Origin of the sequence: Streptomyces sp. NPDC102441 (assembly GCF_044765585.1) — a bacterium.
GTDB lineage: Bacteria > Actinomycetota > Actinomycetes > Streptomycetales > Streptomycetaceae > Streptomyces.
On sequence record NZ_JBIWKH010000018.1, the window covers coordinates 49,496 to 64,751 of the forward strand.

The 15,256-nt window shown below is 70.3% G+C and carries 17 protein-coding genes; 4 read left to right on the plus strand and 13 right to left on the minus strand.

All coding sequences use genetic code 11. The annotated features are described in order from the left end of the window. Positions 1–122: 122 nt before the first annotated feature. The 5 genes from ACIREO_RS32865 to ACIREO_RS32885 all read right to left on the minus strand — a co-directional run bounded on the left by ACIREO_RS32865 (position 123) and on the right by ACIREO_RS32885 (position 4,548). Positions 123–1,109, minus strand: coding sequence for a hypothetical protein (locus ACIREO_RS32865; protein WP_404116846.1), 987 nt, complete (start codon positions 1,107–1,109; stop codon positions 123–125). Next, complete coding sequence (locus ACIREO_RS32870; protein WP_404116848.1) at positions 1,106–2,005, minus strand: ABC transporter ATP-binding protein; 900 nt, start codon at positions 2,003–2,005, stop codon at positions 1,106–1,108. Before ACIREO_RS32870 ends, ACIREO_RS32865 begins: the two co-directional genes overlap by 4 nt. Continuing rightward, on the minus strand, positions 2,005–2,412 hold the full coding sequence (locus ACIREO_RS32875) for a GntR family transcriptional regulator (RefSeq protein ID WP_404116849.1): 408 nt from the start codon (positions 2,410–2,412) through the stop codon (positions 2,005–2,007). The genes ACIREO_RS32870 and ACIREO_RS32875 overlap by 1 nt, the downstream gene beginning before the upstream one ends. 92 nt (positions 2,413–2,504) lie before the next feature. Then, the gene (gene mshD / locus ACIREO_RS32880) at positions 2,505–3,428 is read right to left on the minus strand and encodes a mycothiol synthase (protein WP_404116851.1); all 924 of its coding nucleotides are present in this window, start codon (positions 3,426–3,428) and stop codon (positions 2,505–2,507) included. 43 nt (positions 3,429–3,471) lie between these two features. Then, on the minus strand, positions 3,472–4,548 hold the full coding sequence (locus tag ACIREO_RS32885) for a YhcG family protein (RefSeq protein WP_404116853.1): 1,077 nt from the start codon (positions 4,546–4,548) through the stop codon (positions 3,472–3,474). 181 nt (positions 4,549–4,729) lie between these two features. On the opposite strand from ACIREO_RS32885, the gene ACIREO_RS32890 reads away from it, so the two are divergent. Continuing rightward, positions 4,730–6,541, plus strand: coding sequence for a bifunctional metallophosphatase/5'-nucleotidase (locus ACIREO_RS32890; RefSeq protein WP_404116855.1), 1,812 nt, complete (start codon positions 4,730–4,732; stop codon positions 6,539–6,541). Between the two features lie 84 nt (positions 6,542–6,625). On the opposite strand, the gene ACIREO_RS32895 is transcribed toward ACIREO_RS32890, so the two are convergent. Together ACIREO_RS32895 and ACIREO_RS32900 are read right to left on the minus strand one after the other, a co-directional pair. After that, on the minus strand, positions 6,626–6,943 hold the full coding sequence (locus ACIREO_RS32895; RefSeq protein WP_404116857.1) for a hypothetical protein: 318 nt from the start codon (positions 6,941–6,943) through the stop codon (positions 6,626–6,628). A 22-nt stretch (positions 6,944–6,965) separates the two neighbouring features. Then, a complete protein-coding gene (locus ACIREO_RS32900; protein ID WP_404116859.1) occupies positions 6,966–7,250 on the minus strand; it encodes an AbrB/MazE/SpoVT family DNA-binding domain-containing protein in 285 nt (94 codons plus the stop codon). A gap of 260 nt (positions 7,251–7,510) precedes the next feature. Between ACIREO_RS32900 and ACIREO_RS32905 the strand changes: the two genes are divergently transcribed. Beyond that, the gene (locus ACIREO_RS32905; RefSeq protein ID WP_404116860.1) at positions 7,511–8,404 is read left to right on the plus strand and encodes a phosphatidylinositol-specific phospholipase C; all 894 of its coding nucleotides are present in this window, start codon (positions 7,511–7,513) and stop codon (positions 8,402–8,404) included. Positions 8,405–8,429: 25 nt separating this feature from the next. On the opposite strand, the gene ACIREO_RS32910 is transcribed toward ACIREO_RS32905, so the two are convergent. Together ACIREO_RS32910 and ACIREO_RS32915 are read right to left on the minus strand one after the other, a co-directional pair. Next, complete coding sequence (locus ACIREO_RS32910; protein WP_404116862.1) at positions 8,430–9,593, minus strand: cell wall protein; 1,164 nt, start codon at positions 9,591–9,593, stop codon at positions 8,430–8,432. A gap of 101 nt (positions 9,594–9,694) precedes the next feature. Beyond that, a complete protein-coding gene (locus tag ACIREO_RS32915; protein ID WP_404116865.1) occupies positions 9,695–10,156 on the minus strand; it encodes an ATP-binding protein in 462 nt (153 codons plus the stop codon). 247 nt (positions 10,157–10,403) lie between these two features. Between ACIREO_RS32915 and ACIREO_RS32920 the strand changes: the two genes are divergently transcribed. Next, complete coding sequence (locus ACIREO_RS32920) at positions 10,404–11,261, plus strand: helix-turn-helix domain-containing protein (RefSeq protein WP_404116867.1); 858 nt, start codon at positions 10,404–10,406, stop codon at positions 11,259–11,261. A 5-nt stretch (positions 11,262–11,266) separates the two neighbouring features. After that, positions 11,267–11,461, plus strand: coding sequence for a DUF397 domain-containing protein (locus tag ACIREO_RS32925; protein ID WP_404116869.1), 195 nt, complete (start codon positions 11,267–11,269; stop codon positions 11,459–11,461). 137 nt (positions 11,462–11,598) lie between these two features. On the opposite strand, the gene ACIREO_RS32930 is transcribed toward ACIREO_RS32925, so the two are convergent. From ACIREO_RS32930 to ACIREO_RS32945, 4 genes are read right to left on the minus strand one after another with little or no spacing between them, the layout of a single operon-like run. Further along, entirely contained in the window at positions 11,599–13,017 is a 1,419-nt protein-coding gene (locus ACIREO_RS32930) for a sensor histidine kinase (protein WP_404116871.1), read from the minus strand. Further along, positions 13,014–13,745 (minus strand): response regulator transcription factor, encoded by a 732-nt coding sequence (locus ACIREO_RS32935; protein ID WP_404116873.1) that lies wholly within the window; start codon positions 13,743–13,745, stop codon positions 13,014–13,016. Before ACIREO_RS32935 ends, ACIREO_RS32930 begins: the two co-directional genes overlap by 4 nt. A 47-nt stretch (positions 13,746–13,792) precedes the next feature. Further along, positions 13,793–13,978 carry a hypothetical protein gene (locus tag ACIREO_RS32940; RefSeq protein ID WP_404116875.1) on the minus strand — a complete coding sequence of 62 codons (186 nt, stop codon included), beginning with the start codon at positions 13,976–13,978 and terminating at the stop codon, positions 13,793–13,795. Positions 13,979–13,991: 13 nt separating this feature from the next. Further along, entirely contained in the window at positions 13,992–15,221 is a 1,230-nt protein-coding gene (locus ACIREO_RS32945) for a S1C family serine protease (protein WP_404116877.1), read from the minus strand. Positions 15,222–15,256: the final 35 nt, after the last annotated feature.

Below are 15,256 nucleotides of genomic sequence, written 5' to 3' on the forward strand. Positions count from 1 at the left end.
CTGAATGGCCGGTAACGGTGACATGACGTACAGGAAGCGGTGTGGCTGCGGGTGCCGTCCTCTCCTCACCGTAGGTGAGCCTTCCGCCCGGGGTCCCCCGGGGCCCGGGCGGAAGGCAGCCCTCAGGCGGTGCGGCGGCGCAGGACGCGGAACGCGACGGTGACGGCCAGGGCGGTGAGGACGAGCACGATGCCCGTCTCGACGAGCTGGAGGGGCCAGAGGTGGGAGGGCGGGTGGTGGTCGACGAACCAGCCGGTGATGTCGCGCTCGGCCATGCACCGGCCCTCCTGCGCCTCGCTCGCGCCGCCCCGCCAGCACACGTCGGTGGGCAGCCGGTCGCCGCTCGCGGTCACGCGGCCGAGGTCGAGCACCCAGGAGTCCATGGGGACGTCCAGGTGTCCGTCGGTCGTGCCGATCGTGGTCCGCAGGGGCCAGAGGCTGCTTCGCAGGGTCACGAGCACGGCCATCACCGCGCCGGTGACGACGACGGCCACCGCCATCGCGGCCACGGTGCGGTGCACGAGCAGGCCCGTGAGCGCGCCGACGGCGATGCCGAGCAGGGTGTAGCCGATGACCATGGGGAGCGTCGCGCCGAAGACCGGGGCGTCGAACCAGTCGACCGTGTAGTCGGTGGCCGTCCGCGTCTGTGCCCAGGCGAGGACGGCGGACAGCACGGTCACGCCGGCGACGAGGAGCACGGTGGGCACGGCGAGCTTGGCCACCAGCCAGCGGGTGGGCGTGACGGACTGCGTCCAGGCCACGCGGTAGGTGCCGCTCTCCAGCTCCCGGGCGATCAGGGGGCCGGCGACGAACGCGCTCACGACCCCGGGCAGGACCGTCAGGACCAGGGCGGCCCACGTGAGCCCGCGCTGGAAGAAGGACATCGACCCGCTGAAGTCCACGATCCGCTGGTCGCACGCGGGGCCTGAGAGGCCCGAGGCCTCGCAGGAACCGGCCTCGAAGCTGTCGATGACGTGGGACGCCCACAGAGCGAAGCCGATGACGGCGACGGCTCCCGCCAGGGCGAGCAGCCCCGCGACGCGCAGGGTGCCGCGGTGCTGGCGTACGACGACGCGGGCGGGGCCGCGCAGGGGGGTGAGAGTGCTCATGCGGCTGCCACCGTCCGGGCCGGTTCGTTGGACGCGCTGGGGGTGAGCAGCGGCGGTGCCTCCGGGGAGCGGAGGTGGGCGAGCAGCAGCTCCTCCAGGGAGGGTTCCGTGACCTCCCAGTCGGCGAGGTCCACCGGGCCCTCCCTCCTGACCAGCGCGGTGAGCTGACGTCCCGTCGTGCGGGACTCGACCACCGTGTGCGGGGCGAGCTCGCGGACCTGGCCGGTCACCAGGGCGTGCGCGGCGACGATGTCCTCGCTCTCACCGCCGAGGCGGACCCGGCCGCCGTCGACGAACAGCAGGTAGTCGCAGGAGCCTTCCAGCTCGGCGAGGATGTGCGAGGACATCACGATGGTGGTGGCGTTCTCGGCCGCCTCGGCCATCAGGATGCCCATCAGCTCGTGCCGGGCGAGAGGGTCGAGGTCGGCCATCGGCTCGTCCAGCAGCATCAGTTCGGGTCGCTTGCCCAGTGCGAGCGCGAGGGCGAGCCGGGTGCGCTGCCCGCCGGAGAGCGTCCGGACCTTCGCGTCCTGCGGGAGCGGTCCGGCGACCCGGCCGGCGGCCGCGCCGTCCCAGGTGGCGGGGTTGAGCTGCCGGCCGGCCCAGAGGGTGTCGGCCACGGTGAGCTGCGGGTACAGCGGCTTGTCCTGGGAGACGTACGCGATGCGGGGCCGCGCCTCTCCGGGGGCGGTGCCGAGTACGCGTACGGAGCCCTCTGCGGGCCTGAGCAGGCCGGCTGCCAGGGCGAGAAGCGTGGACTTCCCTGCCCCGTTGGGCCCGACGAGGGCACAGATCCGTCCGGCGGGCAGCCGGAACGAGCAGTCGCGCAGGGCCCACCCGCGCTTTCGTCCGTACGTCATGCCGAGGCCGTTCGCCTCGATCGCGGCGCCTGTCATCAGTCCTGGTCCCCCTTGAATGTGCTGTCCAGTACGTCGGTGAAGAGCGCGCGCACGTCGTCCTTGTCCAGTCCGGCGGCGCGGGCCCTGCGGGTCCACTCGGTGAGTTCGGCGCGCAGGGGCGCGTCGGTGGTGACCGCCGCGCTGCCGAGGGTGCGGCGGACGAAGGTGCCGAGGCCCCGGCGGGCCTCGACGAGGCCTTCGCGTTCCAGCTCGCGGTAGGCCTTGAGCACGGTGTTGGGGTTGATCGCGGTGGCCTCGACGACCTCACGGGCCGTGGGCAGCCGGTCCCCGGGCTCCAGCACACCGAGGCGGAGCGCCTGCTTGGTCTGCTGCACGATCTGGAGGTAGGTGGCGACGCCGCTGCGCCGGTCGATACGGAACTCGACAGCTGCGGATCCTGCCATGTGCACCACCCTTTCACTAATTGAGTAGTGAAAGGGTGGCGTAAGGATGGGGCGGCGTCAAGTGACGCCGCCCCTGCGTGGGCCGGATGCGGTCAGGACTCCGTGCGGTACATCAGGTCGGTCTCGTGTGTGGCGAAGCCCATCCGCTCGTACACCGCCAGGGCCGCCGGGTTGTCGGCGTCCACGTAGAGCATCGCCGTCGGCAGTCCCCGGGAGGCCAGATACCGCAGCCCGATCGCGGTCAGCGCCTTGCCGAGGCCGCCGCCCTGGGCGTCCGGCCGGATGCCGACGGCGTAGACCTCGCCGAGCTCGTCGTCGGCGTGCACCTTCGTCCAGTGGAAGCCGATGATCCCGCCGTCGCGCTCCGCCAGGAAGAAGCCCTTCGGGTCGAACCAGGGCTCGGCCTCGCGGTCATCCAGATCCCGCTGGGTGAGGGACCCCTGCTCGGGGTGGTGGGCGAACGCGGCGCTGTTCACGGTGAGCCAGGCCGCGTCGTCCTGCCCCGGGACGAAGGTGCGGACGGTGACGCCCGGAGGAAGCGCCGGTTCGGCGATGTCGAGGTCGGTCAGGGAGCGGCGGAGCTGGCGCAGCTCGCGGAAGAGGGAGAGGCCGAGCACCTGCGCGAGGTGCCGGGCCGCGGACTTGCCGCCGTGCGCCCACACCCGCAGCCGCTTCCCGGTCGCGGCGAGCAGGGCGGCGCCCAGGGCGCGTCCGTGTCCGCGTCCGCGGTGGGAGGGGTGGACGACGAGTTCGGCCGCGGGTGCCTCGACCGGGTCGGTGTCCTCCAGCTGCGCGTATCCGGCGAGGGCCCCGTCGGCGATGAGCAGGAAGTGCCGGACGCCCTCGCGCTGCCCACCCCGGAGCTGGAGCCGCCCCTGCTCCGAGACCGCCTGCCGGCCGTCGGCCTCCGCGGCTTCGGCGAGGAGGGCGGACACCGCCTGGGCCTGCTCGGCGGTGAGCGCGTCGAGGGTCTCGATCTCGCGCCCGGGGGAGGGGAGGGGTGCGTCAGTCGTCATGGGTACGAGCGTACGGCGCGGGGGCGGAGCGCGGTCCGCGCCGTCAGCCGGAGCCCGGCCCCGCCGCGCGGTGCAGGACTTCACGGGCGACGCGGGAGAGGTCGTCCGAGGTGGGCATCAGCTCCCGTACGCCTGAGGGAAGGGCTGCGTACGTGCTGACCGCGAGGGGTTGGTTCTGCGACTGGAGGGCGAATTCGACGGTCGTCTCGTCCTGGCTCTCCGCGATGAGGATGCCGAGTGTCCGGTCGTCCCGCTCCGGGTCGCGGAGGAGGCGGTCCACCGCTGTGACGTAGAAGCTGAGCTGCCCGAGGTGGGAGGGCTGAGCCTTGGTGGTCTTCAGCTCGACCACCACGAAGCGGTGCAGCCTGAAGTGGTAGAAGAGCAGGTCGATGCGGAACTCCGTGTCTCCCACGGTGATCGGGTACTGGCGTCCGACGAAGGCGAAACCGAAGCCGAGCTCGGTGAGGAACTGCACGATCCTGGCCGTGAGCGAGTCCTCGAGTTCGCGCTCCGCGGCGGTGTCCGACAGCTGGGTGAACTCCAGGCGGTACGGATCCTTGAAGATCTGCGTGGCGGCCTCGGACTGCTCCGGGATGGTGACGTCGAAGTTGTTGGCGGCCGCGCCCTGGGCCAGGTGGAGTCCGCCGCGGATGTGCGTCGTGAGGCGGTCGCGGGACCAGCCGTGGTGGACGGCGTGCTGGGCGTAGAAGTCCAGCTCGAAGCGGGTTTTGCACTTGTCCATGAGGAGCTGGAGATGGCCCCAGGGCAATTGTGCAGCAGCTTGCTGCGCAAACTGTTCGGTCCATGTTCGAGCCATCTGCTGCATGTACTGCAGATTGCGCGCGCCGAACCCCCGCTGATTCGGGAACTCGGTCCGCAGCTCTGTGGCGATCCGGCCGACGACCTTCGTTCCCCACTTCTCCTCTCCCTGGCGCTTCAGGATCGTCCGCCCGATCTCCCAGTACATCTGGAGCATCTCGGTGTTCACCTTGAGCTGTGCGCGCACATGTGCGCTCCGCACGATCGACTTGAGGTCGTCGAGCATCTCGTAGAAGCCGGCGGGCAGTTCGGTCCGTTGCTGGGCCGGCACCACTGCCCCGACCGTGAGTTCCTTGTCCACGAGGTACAGGCTGCCGGTGCGTATGCGCGCGGTGACGTTTCTGCTCGCATATGTACTTCCAACGGGTGATCAGACCCTTTCTGAGCGCGCGGCAACCAGTTCGTAACCCCGGAGATCTGTCGCGCTACGCGCGTTGACTCTAGGCTGCGGCACGCAGGATTTAGAGACTCGAAAGGGACCGATGTCAGCGACTCCGCATCCGCAGAAGAACCGTGCGCCCCGGCGTGTGCTCGCCGCCGCGGCCGGGCTGGCCACCGTCGGCGCGCTCGTCGCCGCGATGCCGGCCGGTGCCCACGACCGGGGGCACGGGCACGGCAGGCCCTCCCGCACCGTCGACGTGCAACTGCTCTCCTTCAACGACCTGCACGGCAACCTGGAACCGCCGGCCGGTTCCGCCGGTACGGTCAGTGAGACGCAGGCGGACGGCACGGTGACCTCGGTCCCGGCCGGAGGTGTCGAGTACCTCGCCACCTCACTGCGCACCGCGCGCAAGGGCAACCCGTACTCCGTCACCGCGGCCGGCGGCGACATGGTCGGCGCGAGCCCGCTGCTGTCGGGGCTCTTCCACGACGAGCCGACCATCGAGGCGCTCAACGGGCTCGACCTCGACGTCACGACCGTGGGCAACCACGAGTTCGACGAAGGGGCCACGGAGCTGGCCCGCCTCCAGAACGGCGGCTGCCACCCGGTCGAGGGCTGCTACGAGAAGGGCAAGAAGTTCAAGGGCGCGGACTTCCCCTACCTCGCGGCCAATGTGACGGACGAGAAGACCGACAAGCCGATCCTCAAGCCGTACACGGTCTGGAAGAAGAACGGCGTCAAGATCGGCTTCATCGGGGTGACCCTGGAGGGCACGCCGAACATCGTCACGGCCAACGGCGTCAAGGGCCTGAAGTTCCACGACGAGATCGAGACGGTCAACAAGTACGCAAAGGAGCTCGACCGGCAGGGCGTCAAGTCCATCGTCGCGCTGATCCACGAGGGCGGCGACCCGGCCTCGGCCTCGTACAACTACGACTGCGACAGCCCCGGTGCCGGTGACGGCATCTCCGGGCCGATCACCGACATCGCCAAGGGCATCACGCCGAAGGTCGACGCCCTGGTGACGGGCCACACCCACCAGGCGTACGTCTGCACGATCCCGGACCCGTCGGGCAAGCCGCGCTTGGTCACCTCCGCGTCGTCGTTCGGCAAGCTCTACACGGACACGACGCTCACCTACGACCGCCGCACCAAGGACATCGTGCGTACGTCGGTGGAGTCGGCCAACCACGTCGTCAGCCGGGACCAGGCCAAGGCCACCGACATGACGGCGCTGATCGCCCGCTGGAACACCCTCGCCGCCCCCATCGCGGGCAGGCCGCAGGGCTTCATCTCCGCCGACATCAACGGCCGCGGCTCCACGGCCATCGAGAAGCCGCTCGGCAACCTGATCGCCGACGCGCAGCTGGAGGGCCTGGCACCTGAGGACAAGGGCGGGGCGGACGTCGCCTTCATGAACCCGGGGGGCATCCGCTCGGACCTGGTGTACGGGGCGTCCGGCAGTGAGGGCGACGGGGTGGTGACGTACGGCGAGTCGTTCACCGTCCAGCCGTTCACCAACATGATGAACGTCGTCGACCTGACCGGCGCGCAGCTCGTCGCCGCGCTCCAGCAGCAGGTCAGCGGCTCCAACGAGGCGTCCCCGAAGATCCTCCAGGTCTCGAAGGGCCTCACCTACACGCTGGACATGACGAAGTCGGGCGCCGAGCGGGTGGTCGCGGACACGATCCGTCTGAACGGTGAGGCGATCGACCCGGCGAAGACGTACCGCGCCGCGATGAACGAGTTCCTCGCGGGTGGCGGCGACGGCTTCGCGGCCCTCGGCGAGGGCACGAACAAGCTGGTCGGCGCGTCCGACCTGGACGTGTTCAACACCTACCTGGCGGCACACTCCACGGCCGACGCTCCGCTGGCCCCGCCGGCCACGGACCGGATCACGATCGTGCAGTAGGACCCCTACGCGCCGGCGCCGTCCGCCCGGACGGGGCCCTGAGGCCAACGGCCCGCCACGCGAAGTGGCGGGCCGTCGGCTTGTTCAGGCCGGTCCGGGGACGAAGATTTCGTGTCCCCCCACGCGGCGCCACAGGATGTGCGTTTCCCCTGGACGGACTTCGTCCCCGTACTGCCAGGTGGCACGACCGTCGGGCGCCCACGTCATCTCCATGACGGGGCGTGCGCCCCGAGGCATGGAGATGCCCTGAACCGGCTTGACCCGGAGCCCGGGTCGGAACTGCCCTCGCTCCACATCCGGGACGAACTTCTTCCGGATGACTTCTTCGAAGCGCTTCTGCTCCTCAGGCTTGAGGGCCTTGAAGTCGCGCTTGAAGTGGGCAGTCGTCTCAGAAGTCGGCAATCGGGCCTCCCGGGGTCAGGGGTCAGTCTTCTTCGAGGTGCGCGAACATACTGTCCGCGTCCTCGTGGACGGCGGTGCGCCCGGCAGCGATGTCCTCGCTGGCCCTGCGCTCGCCCTCCTGCCACTCCGGTGTCCAGAACCAGGCCTGGTCGGAGCGGATCTTGGTGAGTCCGTGCACCGTCACTTCGCCGGCGCCGGTGATCTCGAACTCGAGCTCGTCGCCCTGGTCCACTCCGAGAGCGGCCCGAATGGCCTTGGGCAGTGTGACCTGTCCGTTCGTGCGCAGTGTGGCCGTAGTGCCAGCCATGTGATGACCTCCTACCTCTGTCGCCATCCTCGCCAAGGTATCACGCATTAGTGTAAATTGTAAGTTTGCGAAATTCGTAATCTTCGCCGTGACGAGTCTGCTCTGCCGGACGGGGGTGGAGGGGGGTGGAGGGGGGTGGAGGGGGGTGGAGATGGCGTGCGTGGACCGTCAGTGGTGGCAGGGACCGGGCCCTGTTCCAGTTTTGAGGTGTGCGCGACATAATCCAGGCCTCCCCCACAGCCGACGGAGGCCTTTCCCGTATGAGCCCGTACACCACCACGCGCCGGACCTTCCTCACCGGCGCCCTCGCAGCCACCGCCGGAGTCCTGATCGGCGGGACGCCCGCTCTCGCCGCCTCCGCCCAGGTCCTCGGCACCCAGGACTGGATGGGCGCCATCCCCGACGGCACCCCGCTGCAGCGCCTCACGATCCCAGGAACGCACGACTCCGGGGCGCGCTTCGGCGGTCCCTGGACGGAGTGCCAGAACACCACGATCGCCGAGCAGCTCGACAGCGGTATCCGCTTCCTCGACATACGCTGCCGGATCAGCGGCGACGCGTACGCCATCCATCACGGGGCCTACTACCAGCACCTGAACTTCGACGACGTCCTCGGCGCCTGCCGGGACTTCCTGGCACGGCGGCCATCGGAGACCGTGCTGATGCGGGTCAAGCAGGAGTACTCCGAGGAGAGCGACGCCGCGTTCCGGCGGATCTTCGACATCTACCTCGACGGCAAGGGCTGGCGCTCACTCCTCCGCCTCGACTCCACGCTCCCGGACCTCGGCGGGGCACGCGGCAAGGTGGTGCTGCTCGCGGACAACGGCGGGCTCCCGGGCGTCCGGTACGCCGACTCCGCGCTCTTCGACATCCAGGACGACTACATGGCGGAGCCGTTCGCCAAGTACCCAAAGGTCGAGGCGCAGTTCCGCAAGGCGTCACAGCAGCCCGGCAAGCTGTTCATGAACTACGTGAGCACCGCGGCCCTGCTGCCGCCCCGCTCGAACTCGGACCGGCTCAACCCGCAGGTGCACGCGTTCCTCGACGGGTCGGAGGCCTCGGGCTGGACCGGTCTCGGCATCGTCCCGCTGGACTATCCGGCGACCCGTTCCGGCCTGGTGGAGTCCCTGATCCGGCACAACCCGGCGGGCTGAGGCGCCGGTCCTGGCCGCCCCGGGATCAGGTGGTGCATGCTGCCCGCTTGACGGCGTATGCGCACAGCAGGGTTCCGTAGAGGTCCAGGGCGTCGTCGGGGTCGGCGTCGTAGTGGGCGGCGACCTCGGCCCACTGGTCCCACGCGTAGAGCCGGGCGTGGCGGCGGTCGTCGTCCGTACGTGCCGGGGCGTCGGCCCGGCGGCTGTCCAGCCACTGCTGCCACGCCCGGTGAGCGGCGGGGTCGGCCGTGAGCTCCTCGTCCGTCCGGCGGGCGGCTTCGGGCCGTCGGTCCCGGGTGAGGGCGGCGGTGATGTACGCGGCCGGCCGTGCGGGACGCCAGTCGACGGCCAGGCCGATGAGTTCGGCGGCGATGTCATGGGCCTCAAGACCCCGGTCGATCAACGGGCGCAGCGCGAACGCCAGACGGCGCAGCCCTTCCCCCTGGGCCCAGCCGACGAGCGGCCGGACCTGCCGGGCAATCCTGATGTCGTGGGCCACCTGCCACGGGCTTCGGGCCGACGAGGCTCTTCCGCAGCTGGCCCTCCTGGCGCCCCGGCGCGCCCGGCCGCCGCTTCCGTGGCTGCTCTGCGACACGTGCGTCGACGCCTTTGCGCGCGTCGCGCGCTGTCGCGTTGTGTAGTTGAACTCCCCACTCATATCAGCTGTAGGTACGAGGGGGTGGGGCCCAGGAGAATGGGGTGCACGCTTGCTGTCCACGGGGCCTGCCTGCTTGTGGACGGTAGCCTCGTCGAACACGGCCGGGATCGTCGCCGCGTAGATGGTCGCCGTAGCTGTGTACGGGCGCCCGGGGAGCCGAAGGTTCTTCTTCGTTCCATGCCGGTGCCACGCCAGCGCACCGAGCTCCCGCAGCACCCGGACGTGACGCTTCACCGTCCCCGTCGACACCGCGCAACGGGCGGCGGTGCCTTCGAGGTCGTACAGGACGAATCCCAGTCGGTAGTCCATCCGCGCCGCGAGGTCCCGGGCCACGGTCAGCGTCGTCTCCCCTGCGCGCGGGTGCAGGCCTGCGCCGACCAGCCACGTCACGGCGCGCAGCCACGCGCGCGGCTGGGCGCGGCGAGCGGAGGTCGCGTCGACCTCCTGGAAGGCGCGGGGAACGGGGGCCCACGTCGGATCAGGGCAGGCCGGAGAAGCGCAGCGCGAAGCTGCGCCGGTGGTACGGCGCATCAGGGTCCGTAGAGGTGGGGCGGGCCGTTGGCAGGGCCTGCCGGTGCATCACGGCGAGCGGTCAGGCCTGCACCGCCGTACGGGCGTGAGAGAGCCGAGCCCTACGCGGCGACCCTCGCGTCAGCGGTGAGGGTGAACCACACCGCCTTGTGGCCGGGGTTGCAGCAACGGCAGACGTCCGACCCCCACGCCAGGGCGAGCTCCTCCAGGAGGAGCAGCCCCCGCCCGCACTCCTGCGCGGGACCGGTACGGATCCCGCCTGGTGCGGGCACGCTCCAGGGGGCGTCATCGGCGACGGAGACGGTCACCTGCTCCAGGCCGACCGTCACATGGACCCGGATCAGTGAAGTGCGTGTGTGGCGATGGGCGTTGGCCACGACCTCGGTGACACAGAGACGGGCGTCGTCGACGATGCCGCTGTGCGGGGTGCCGGTGAGCAGCGACGTGACGAAGTGCCGGGCGATCCCGGCGGAGCGCGCGGTGTTGGGCAGGGAGAGCCGGTAGTCCTCGCCGCCCTGATCGTGCGGTGATGCGGAGGGTGCGGTCGTGCTGGCGCTGGTCATGTCGTTCTCCCCACGTGATGCGATCCGAACTGGCGCGGTGCTCGTTGACCGTGGTGGCACCAGTACGGGCATGCCTGTATCAAGGCGTGGCCGTGCGAACGCACTTCAAGTCGATGGCAATGCGGCACGGTGATCGAGTACCGCTTCCGATTACCTCACGTGTTGGGTCGATGTGGGTAACGTGATGGGTAAAGTGAACCCTGTCGGGTGACGGGTCACACTGAGGCCCGATAGGGATGGGGATCTGATGGCGTCGAGGAAGGCACCCACAGCGCGCCAGCGCAGATTGGGCATCGAGTTGCGCAAACTCCGGGAGCGCACCGGCCTGTCACTCACTGAGGCGGCTGCCGTGCTGGGCACGGACCGCACCACTGTCAGCAACAGTGAGGCAGGACGATTCGGAGTGAGCGCTGTGCGGGTGCGCACGTGGGCCGGTATTTACGAATGCCCGGACGCCGCATATGTCGACGCCTTGGCCGGCATGGCTGAAGAACGTACGAACGGGTGGTGGGAGGACTACAGGGGTGACCTTGTCAGTGGGGCGCTCGATCTTGCGGAACTTGAGCATCACGCCGTGGCCATCAGATCGGTGCAGATCATGCATGTGCCGGGGCTGTTGCAGACCGAGGAGTACGCTCGTGCCGTGTTCTCAGAGGCCGTACCGCCTCTGAGTCCGGAACGCCTCCGCCGCCTGCTCTCGCACCGGCTGCGACGCCGCGATGTGCTGGACAGCGAGCAGGCGCCTGCCTGCGCGTTCCTCATCCATGAGGCCGCGCTGCGGATGACGTACGGAGGCTCCGGTGTGGTCCGCAAGCAACTCGACCACCTGCTGGCGGAGTCGGAGCGCGCCAATGTCACAGTCCGGGTGATCCCCTTCGAGGCGGGTGGTTTCCCAGAGGTCGGCAGTTCGGCACAATACGTCCACGGTCCAGTCCAGCAGCTCGACACCGTCCAGACGGACACGGCGACGGGCCCCGCGTTCGTCGATGCCGAAACTCGCCTCGTGAACTACAGGGCCGTGTTGGACCGGGTCGAGAGCCGTTCCCTCGATCCGGAGAGCTCGCGGGACTTCATTCGCGGAATCGGACAGAACGTGAAGGCGTGAGGATCATGGAAATTCAGTGGCGCAAGTCCTCGAAGTCATCCGGCGCCGAGGGCAACAACTGCCTCGAACTCGCCGAGCACGACGGCGAGATACTGCTCCGCGAGAGCGATCACCCGGATGTGGTCGTCCGCACCACCCGTGGCAAGCTTCGTGCCTTCCTCGGTGGCGCGAAGGAGGGTGAATTCGATGATCTGGCCTGAGCGGCGCGGTGTCCACGACCCGTGCGGAATGTGTCCGCGCGCCGCGTGACCTGCATGGTCTGCTGGACAGGCTGGATGCCGGCGGCGCCCCGCAGTTCGCTGCCGAATACCGTCGCCGACTCTGAGCTGCCCCGCCCTCACAACCCCGGCGGCGGCGTCGGCGCCCCCGGCACGCGGATCGAGGCGACCGTGCCGCCGCCCTCCGCCGGGAGCAGGGTGATCTCGCCGCCGGCCTGCTGGACCGTGCGGGCCACGATCGACAGGCCGAGGCCGGAGCCCGGGAGCTGGCGGGCCGAGGGGGAGCGCCAGAAGCGGTCGAAGACGTGCGGGAGCTCCTCGGCGGGGATGCCGGGCCCGTGGTCCCGCACCGTCAGCTCACCACGGTGCAGGGCGACCTCGACCGTCCCCCTGTCGGGGCTGAACTTCACCGCGTTGTCCAGGACGTTGACGACCGCCCGCTCCAGCGCGGCCGACTCGGCGCGTACGTACCAGGGGGCCAGCTCGGCCGTGATGGTCAGTTCCGGTCCCCGCAGCCTGGCGCGTTGCAGTGCGGTACGCGCGATGTCGTGCAGCGCGACCACCTGGAGGGGGCCGGGCTGGGCGGCGTCCGGGCGGGAGAGCTCCTGGAGGTCGCCGATGAGCGCGGCCAGCTCCGTCATCTGCGCCTTGACCGAGGACATCAGGGCCTTGCGGTCGTCGGGCGGGATGGCACGGCCGGTGTCGTCGCTGCGGGCGAGCAGCTCGATGTTCGTACGGAGTGAGGTGAGCGGGGTGCGCAGCTCGTGCCCGGCGTCCGCGATGAGCTGGGACTGGCGGTCGCGGGATATGGCCAGGGAGCTGGTCATGGAGTTGAAGGAGCGGGAGAGCCGTGCGATCTCGTCCTCGCCCTCGGCGGGGATCCGGATGGTGAGGTCCTCGGTCTCGGCCACGTGCGCGACGGCGTGCGCGAGGTCGTCGACCGGGCGCAGCCCGGTGCGGGCGATCCACAGGCCGGCGGCACCGGCACCGACGACGCCGATACCGGCGACGAGGACCAGCACCCAGGCGAGGGTGGAGAGCGGGTCGGTGACCTCGCTCATGGGGCGGGCGAAGGTGACTGCCAGGCCCCCGGGCCCCGAGCCGGGGGACCGGCGGATGTCCAGCGGGGAGGTGTAGACCCGCATGTCCGCGCCGTCCTCATCCGTTTCCGAATGCAGGGTGTAGGAGCGCTGCCGCTCGGTCACCTCCAGGTCCTTGCCACTCACCGGCAGCTTGGCCGTGTCGGGGGCGATGCAGACGGTGCCCTGGGAGTCGATCAGCTGGACCGTCCCGCCGGTGAAGGGCGGGGGCGGCAGCGAGGTGCCGCCCTTGCAGTACGTGTACAGGGTCGTCAGGTACTGCTCGTCCACCTTGGAGCCTCGCAGAGACTCGTCCAGCTGGTGCTCCAGCTGCTCCCGCGTCACGAACCAGCACGCCGCCGCGACCGCCGCGACCGCCACCGCGACCGCCATGGCGACCAGCAGGGCGAGCCGTGAGCGGAGCGGCAGCGCGCGGAGCCGGCGGGGGAGGCCGGTCACCCGTCACCGCCGCCGGAGCGCAGGGCGTACCCGACGCCCCGGACCGTGTGGACCAGGCGTGGTTCGCCGCCCGCTTCCGTCTTGCGGCGCAGGTACATCACGTACACGTCCAGGGAGTTGGAGCTGGGCTCGAAGTCGAATCCCCAGACCGCCTTGAGGATCTGCTCCCGGGTCAGGACCTGCCGGGGGTGGGCCAGGAACATCTCCAGGAGGGTGAACTCGGTGCGGGTCAGCTCGACCCTGCGGGTGCCACGGGTGACCTCGCGGGTGTTGAGGTCCATGCGGAGGTCCGCGAAGGACAGCACGTCGTCGTCGGGGAGGGGGCCGCCCGCCGCGACCGCGTAGGAGCTGCGGCGCAGCAGGGCGCGGATGCGGGCGAAGAGCTCGTCCAGTTCGAAGGGCTTGACGAGGTAGTCGTCGGCGCCCGCGTCGAGTCCGGTGACACGGTCGCCGACGGTGTCGCGGGCGGTGAGCATCAGGATGGGCGTGGTCGACCCGGTGGACCGGATGCGCCGGGCGGCGGTGAGGCCGTCCATGCGGGGCATCTGGATGTCCAGGACGATCAGGTCGGGGGCGTACGACTCGGTCTTGGTGAGGGCGTCGTAGCCGTCCACGGCCACCTCTGTGCCGTACCCCTCGAAGGCGAGGCTGCGCTGCAGGGCCTCGCGCACGGCGGGCTCGTCGTCGACGATCAGGACACGCTGCGGATCGTCTTCGGCGGGGCTCATCGCTTCTTCGTCCTCTTCCTTCGTACCGGGTGCTGCCTGCTCGGCTCTCAGCCTCGCACGGCCGCCGCACGGCGTCGCGCGGCGCGGCGCTCGCGGCCGGTGCCGGTGGTGCGGACCTCCGGCGGGCGGGGCCCGGCCGTGGTGGCGGCCGAGGCGGCCAGCTCGGCGGCCAGGGCGAGAGGGAGTGCCAGGCCGGAGGGGCCGGCGGCCACGGGGGCGGTGTCGGGGTTCATGGGTACCTCCTCGTCAGGAGCCGTCGCCGGAGCGCAGGGCGTCCAGGTCGGCCTTGACCGTGTCGACCGGGATGGCGAAGCCGAGGCCCACGCTGCCCGCTGCCGAGCTGCCCGAGGTGCTGGACGAACTGGGGGAGTACATAGCGGAGTTGATGCCGATGATCTCTCCGTTCATGTTGATCAGCGCGCCGCCGGAGTTGCCCGGGTTGAGCGAGGCGTCGGTCTGGATCGCCTTGTACGTCGTCTGGGACGAGCCGGTGTCGCCGTTGAACTGCTGGCCGCCGAACTCGAAGGGCCAGTTCTGGTCGCCCTGTTGCTGCTGTTGCTGTTGCTGCTGTTCCTGCCCGTCTTCCTTGGCGACCGTGACATCGCGGTCGAGCGCCGAGACGATACCGCTGGTGACCGTGCCGGTGAGGCCCTCGGGCGAGCCGATCGCCACGACCTGGTCGCCGACCTTCACGGAGGAGGAATCACCGAGCGAGGCGGTCTTCAGCCCGCTCGCGCCCTGGAGCTTGATGAGGGCCAGGTCCTTGTCGGGGTCCGTGCCGACGGTCTCGGCGGTGTACGTCTTGCCGGTGCTGAGGGTCACCTTGATCTCGGAGGCACCCGAGATGACGTGGTTGTTGGTGACGATCTCGCCGTCCGCGGTGATGACGACACCGGAACCGGTGGCCTCGCCCGCCGAGGACGTCGCGCTGATCTCGACTATGGCCGGCGACACCGCCGTCGCCACACCGGAGACTGTGCCGGCGCTGCTCTGCGAGACGGTGGTGCCGCTGACGACGCCGGAGCCGGAGCTGCCGGACCCGCCGTTCGCGAGCTCGCCGATGAGGGTGGCGGTGCCGCCGCCGATCGCGGCGGCGGCGATCGCCACGGCCGCGAGCAGTGCGAGAGGCCGCTTGACGCGGCGCTCGGCCTTCGGGGCCTCCGCGGCCGGGACGGGCTCGGGGGCCGGCGCCGGCCAGGCGTAGGAGGGGACCACGGCGGTCGGCTGCCCGGGTCCGTAGGCCGGCGGCGGCGGGTAGGCCGCCTCGCCACCGCCGTACGAGCCACCGCTGTACGAGCCACCGCTGTACGAGTCGGTGCCGGGTGAGCCGGTGCCGTACGAGTCCGTGCCGTACGAGCGGTTGCCGTACGAGCCGGTGCCGTAGGAACCGTCGTCGTGCGTACCGTTGTCGTGCGAACCGTTGTCGTGTGAGGGGGACATCGGGTACTCGCCGCTCGGGCGGTGGCTGTCGGTCATGTCTACGAGAGTGGCCAGCGAACATGAGAGCAGCC

Bases quoted from the DNA above. Each gene is read 5' to 3' on its own strand.
- ACIREO_RS32890 (WP_404116855.1), top strand. From the start codon at position 4,730: ATGTCAGCGACTCCGCATCCGCAGAAGAACCGTGCGCCCCGGCGTGTG.
- ACIREO_RS32865 (WP_404116846.1), bottom strand. From the start codon at position 1,109: ATGAGCACTCTCACCCCCCTGCGCGGCCCCGCCCGCGTCGTCGTACGC.
- ACIREO_RS32925 (WP_404116869.1), top strand. From the start codon at position 11,267: ATGGAAATTCAGTGGCGCAAGTCCTCGAAGTCATCCGGCGCCGAGGGC.
- ACIREO_RS32935 (WP_404116873.1), bottom strand. From the start codon at position 13,745: ATGAGCCCCGCCGAAGACGATCCGCAGCGTGTCCTGATCGTCGACGAC.
- ACIREO_RS32870 (WP_404116848.1), bottom strand. From the start codon at position 2,005: ATGACAGGCGCCGCGATCGAGGCGAACGGCCTCGGCATGACGTACGGA.
- ACIREO_RS32945 (WP_404116877.1), bottom strand. From the start codon at position 15,221: ATGACCGACAGCCACCGCCCGAGCGGCGAGTACCCGATGTCCCCCTCA.
- ACIREO_RS32910 (WP_404116862.1), bottom strand. From the start codon at position 9,593: ATGCGCCGTACCACCGGCGCAGCTTCGCGCTGCGCTTCTCCGGCCTGC.
- mshD (WP_404116851.1), bottom strand. From the start codon at position 3,428: ATGACGACTGACGCACCCCTCCCCTCCCCCGGGCGCGAGATCGAGACC.
- ACIREO_RS32875 (WP_404116849.1), bottom strand. From the start codon at position 2,412: ATGGCAGGATCCGCAGCTGTCGAGTTCCGTATCGACCGGCGCAGCGGC.
- ACIREO_RS32915 (WP_404116865.1), bottom strand. From the start codon at position 10,156: ATGACCAGCGCCAGCACGACCGCACCCTCCGCATCACCGCACGATCAG.
- ACIREO_RS32920 (WP_404116867.1), top strand. From the start codon at position 10,404: ATGGCGTCGAGGAAGGCACCCACAGCGCGCCAGCGCAGATTGGGCATC.
- ACIREO_RS32940 (WP_404116875.1), bottom strand. From the start codon at position 13,978: ATGAACCCCGACACCGCCCCCGTGGCCGCCGGCCCCTCCGGCCTGGCA.
- ACIREO_RS32900 (WP_404116859.1), bottom strand. From the start codon at position 7,250: ATGGCTGGCACTACGGCCACACTGCGCACGAACGGACAGGTCACACTG.
- ACIREO_RS32905 (WP_404116860.1), top strand. From the start codon at position 7,511: ATGAGCCCGTACACCACCACGCGCCGGACCTTCCTCACCGGCGCCCTC.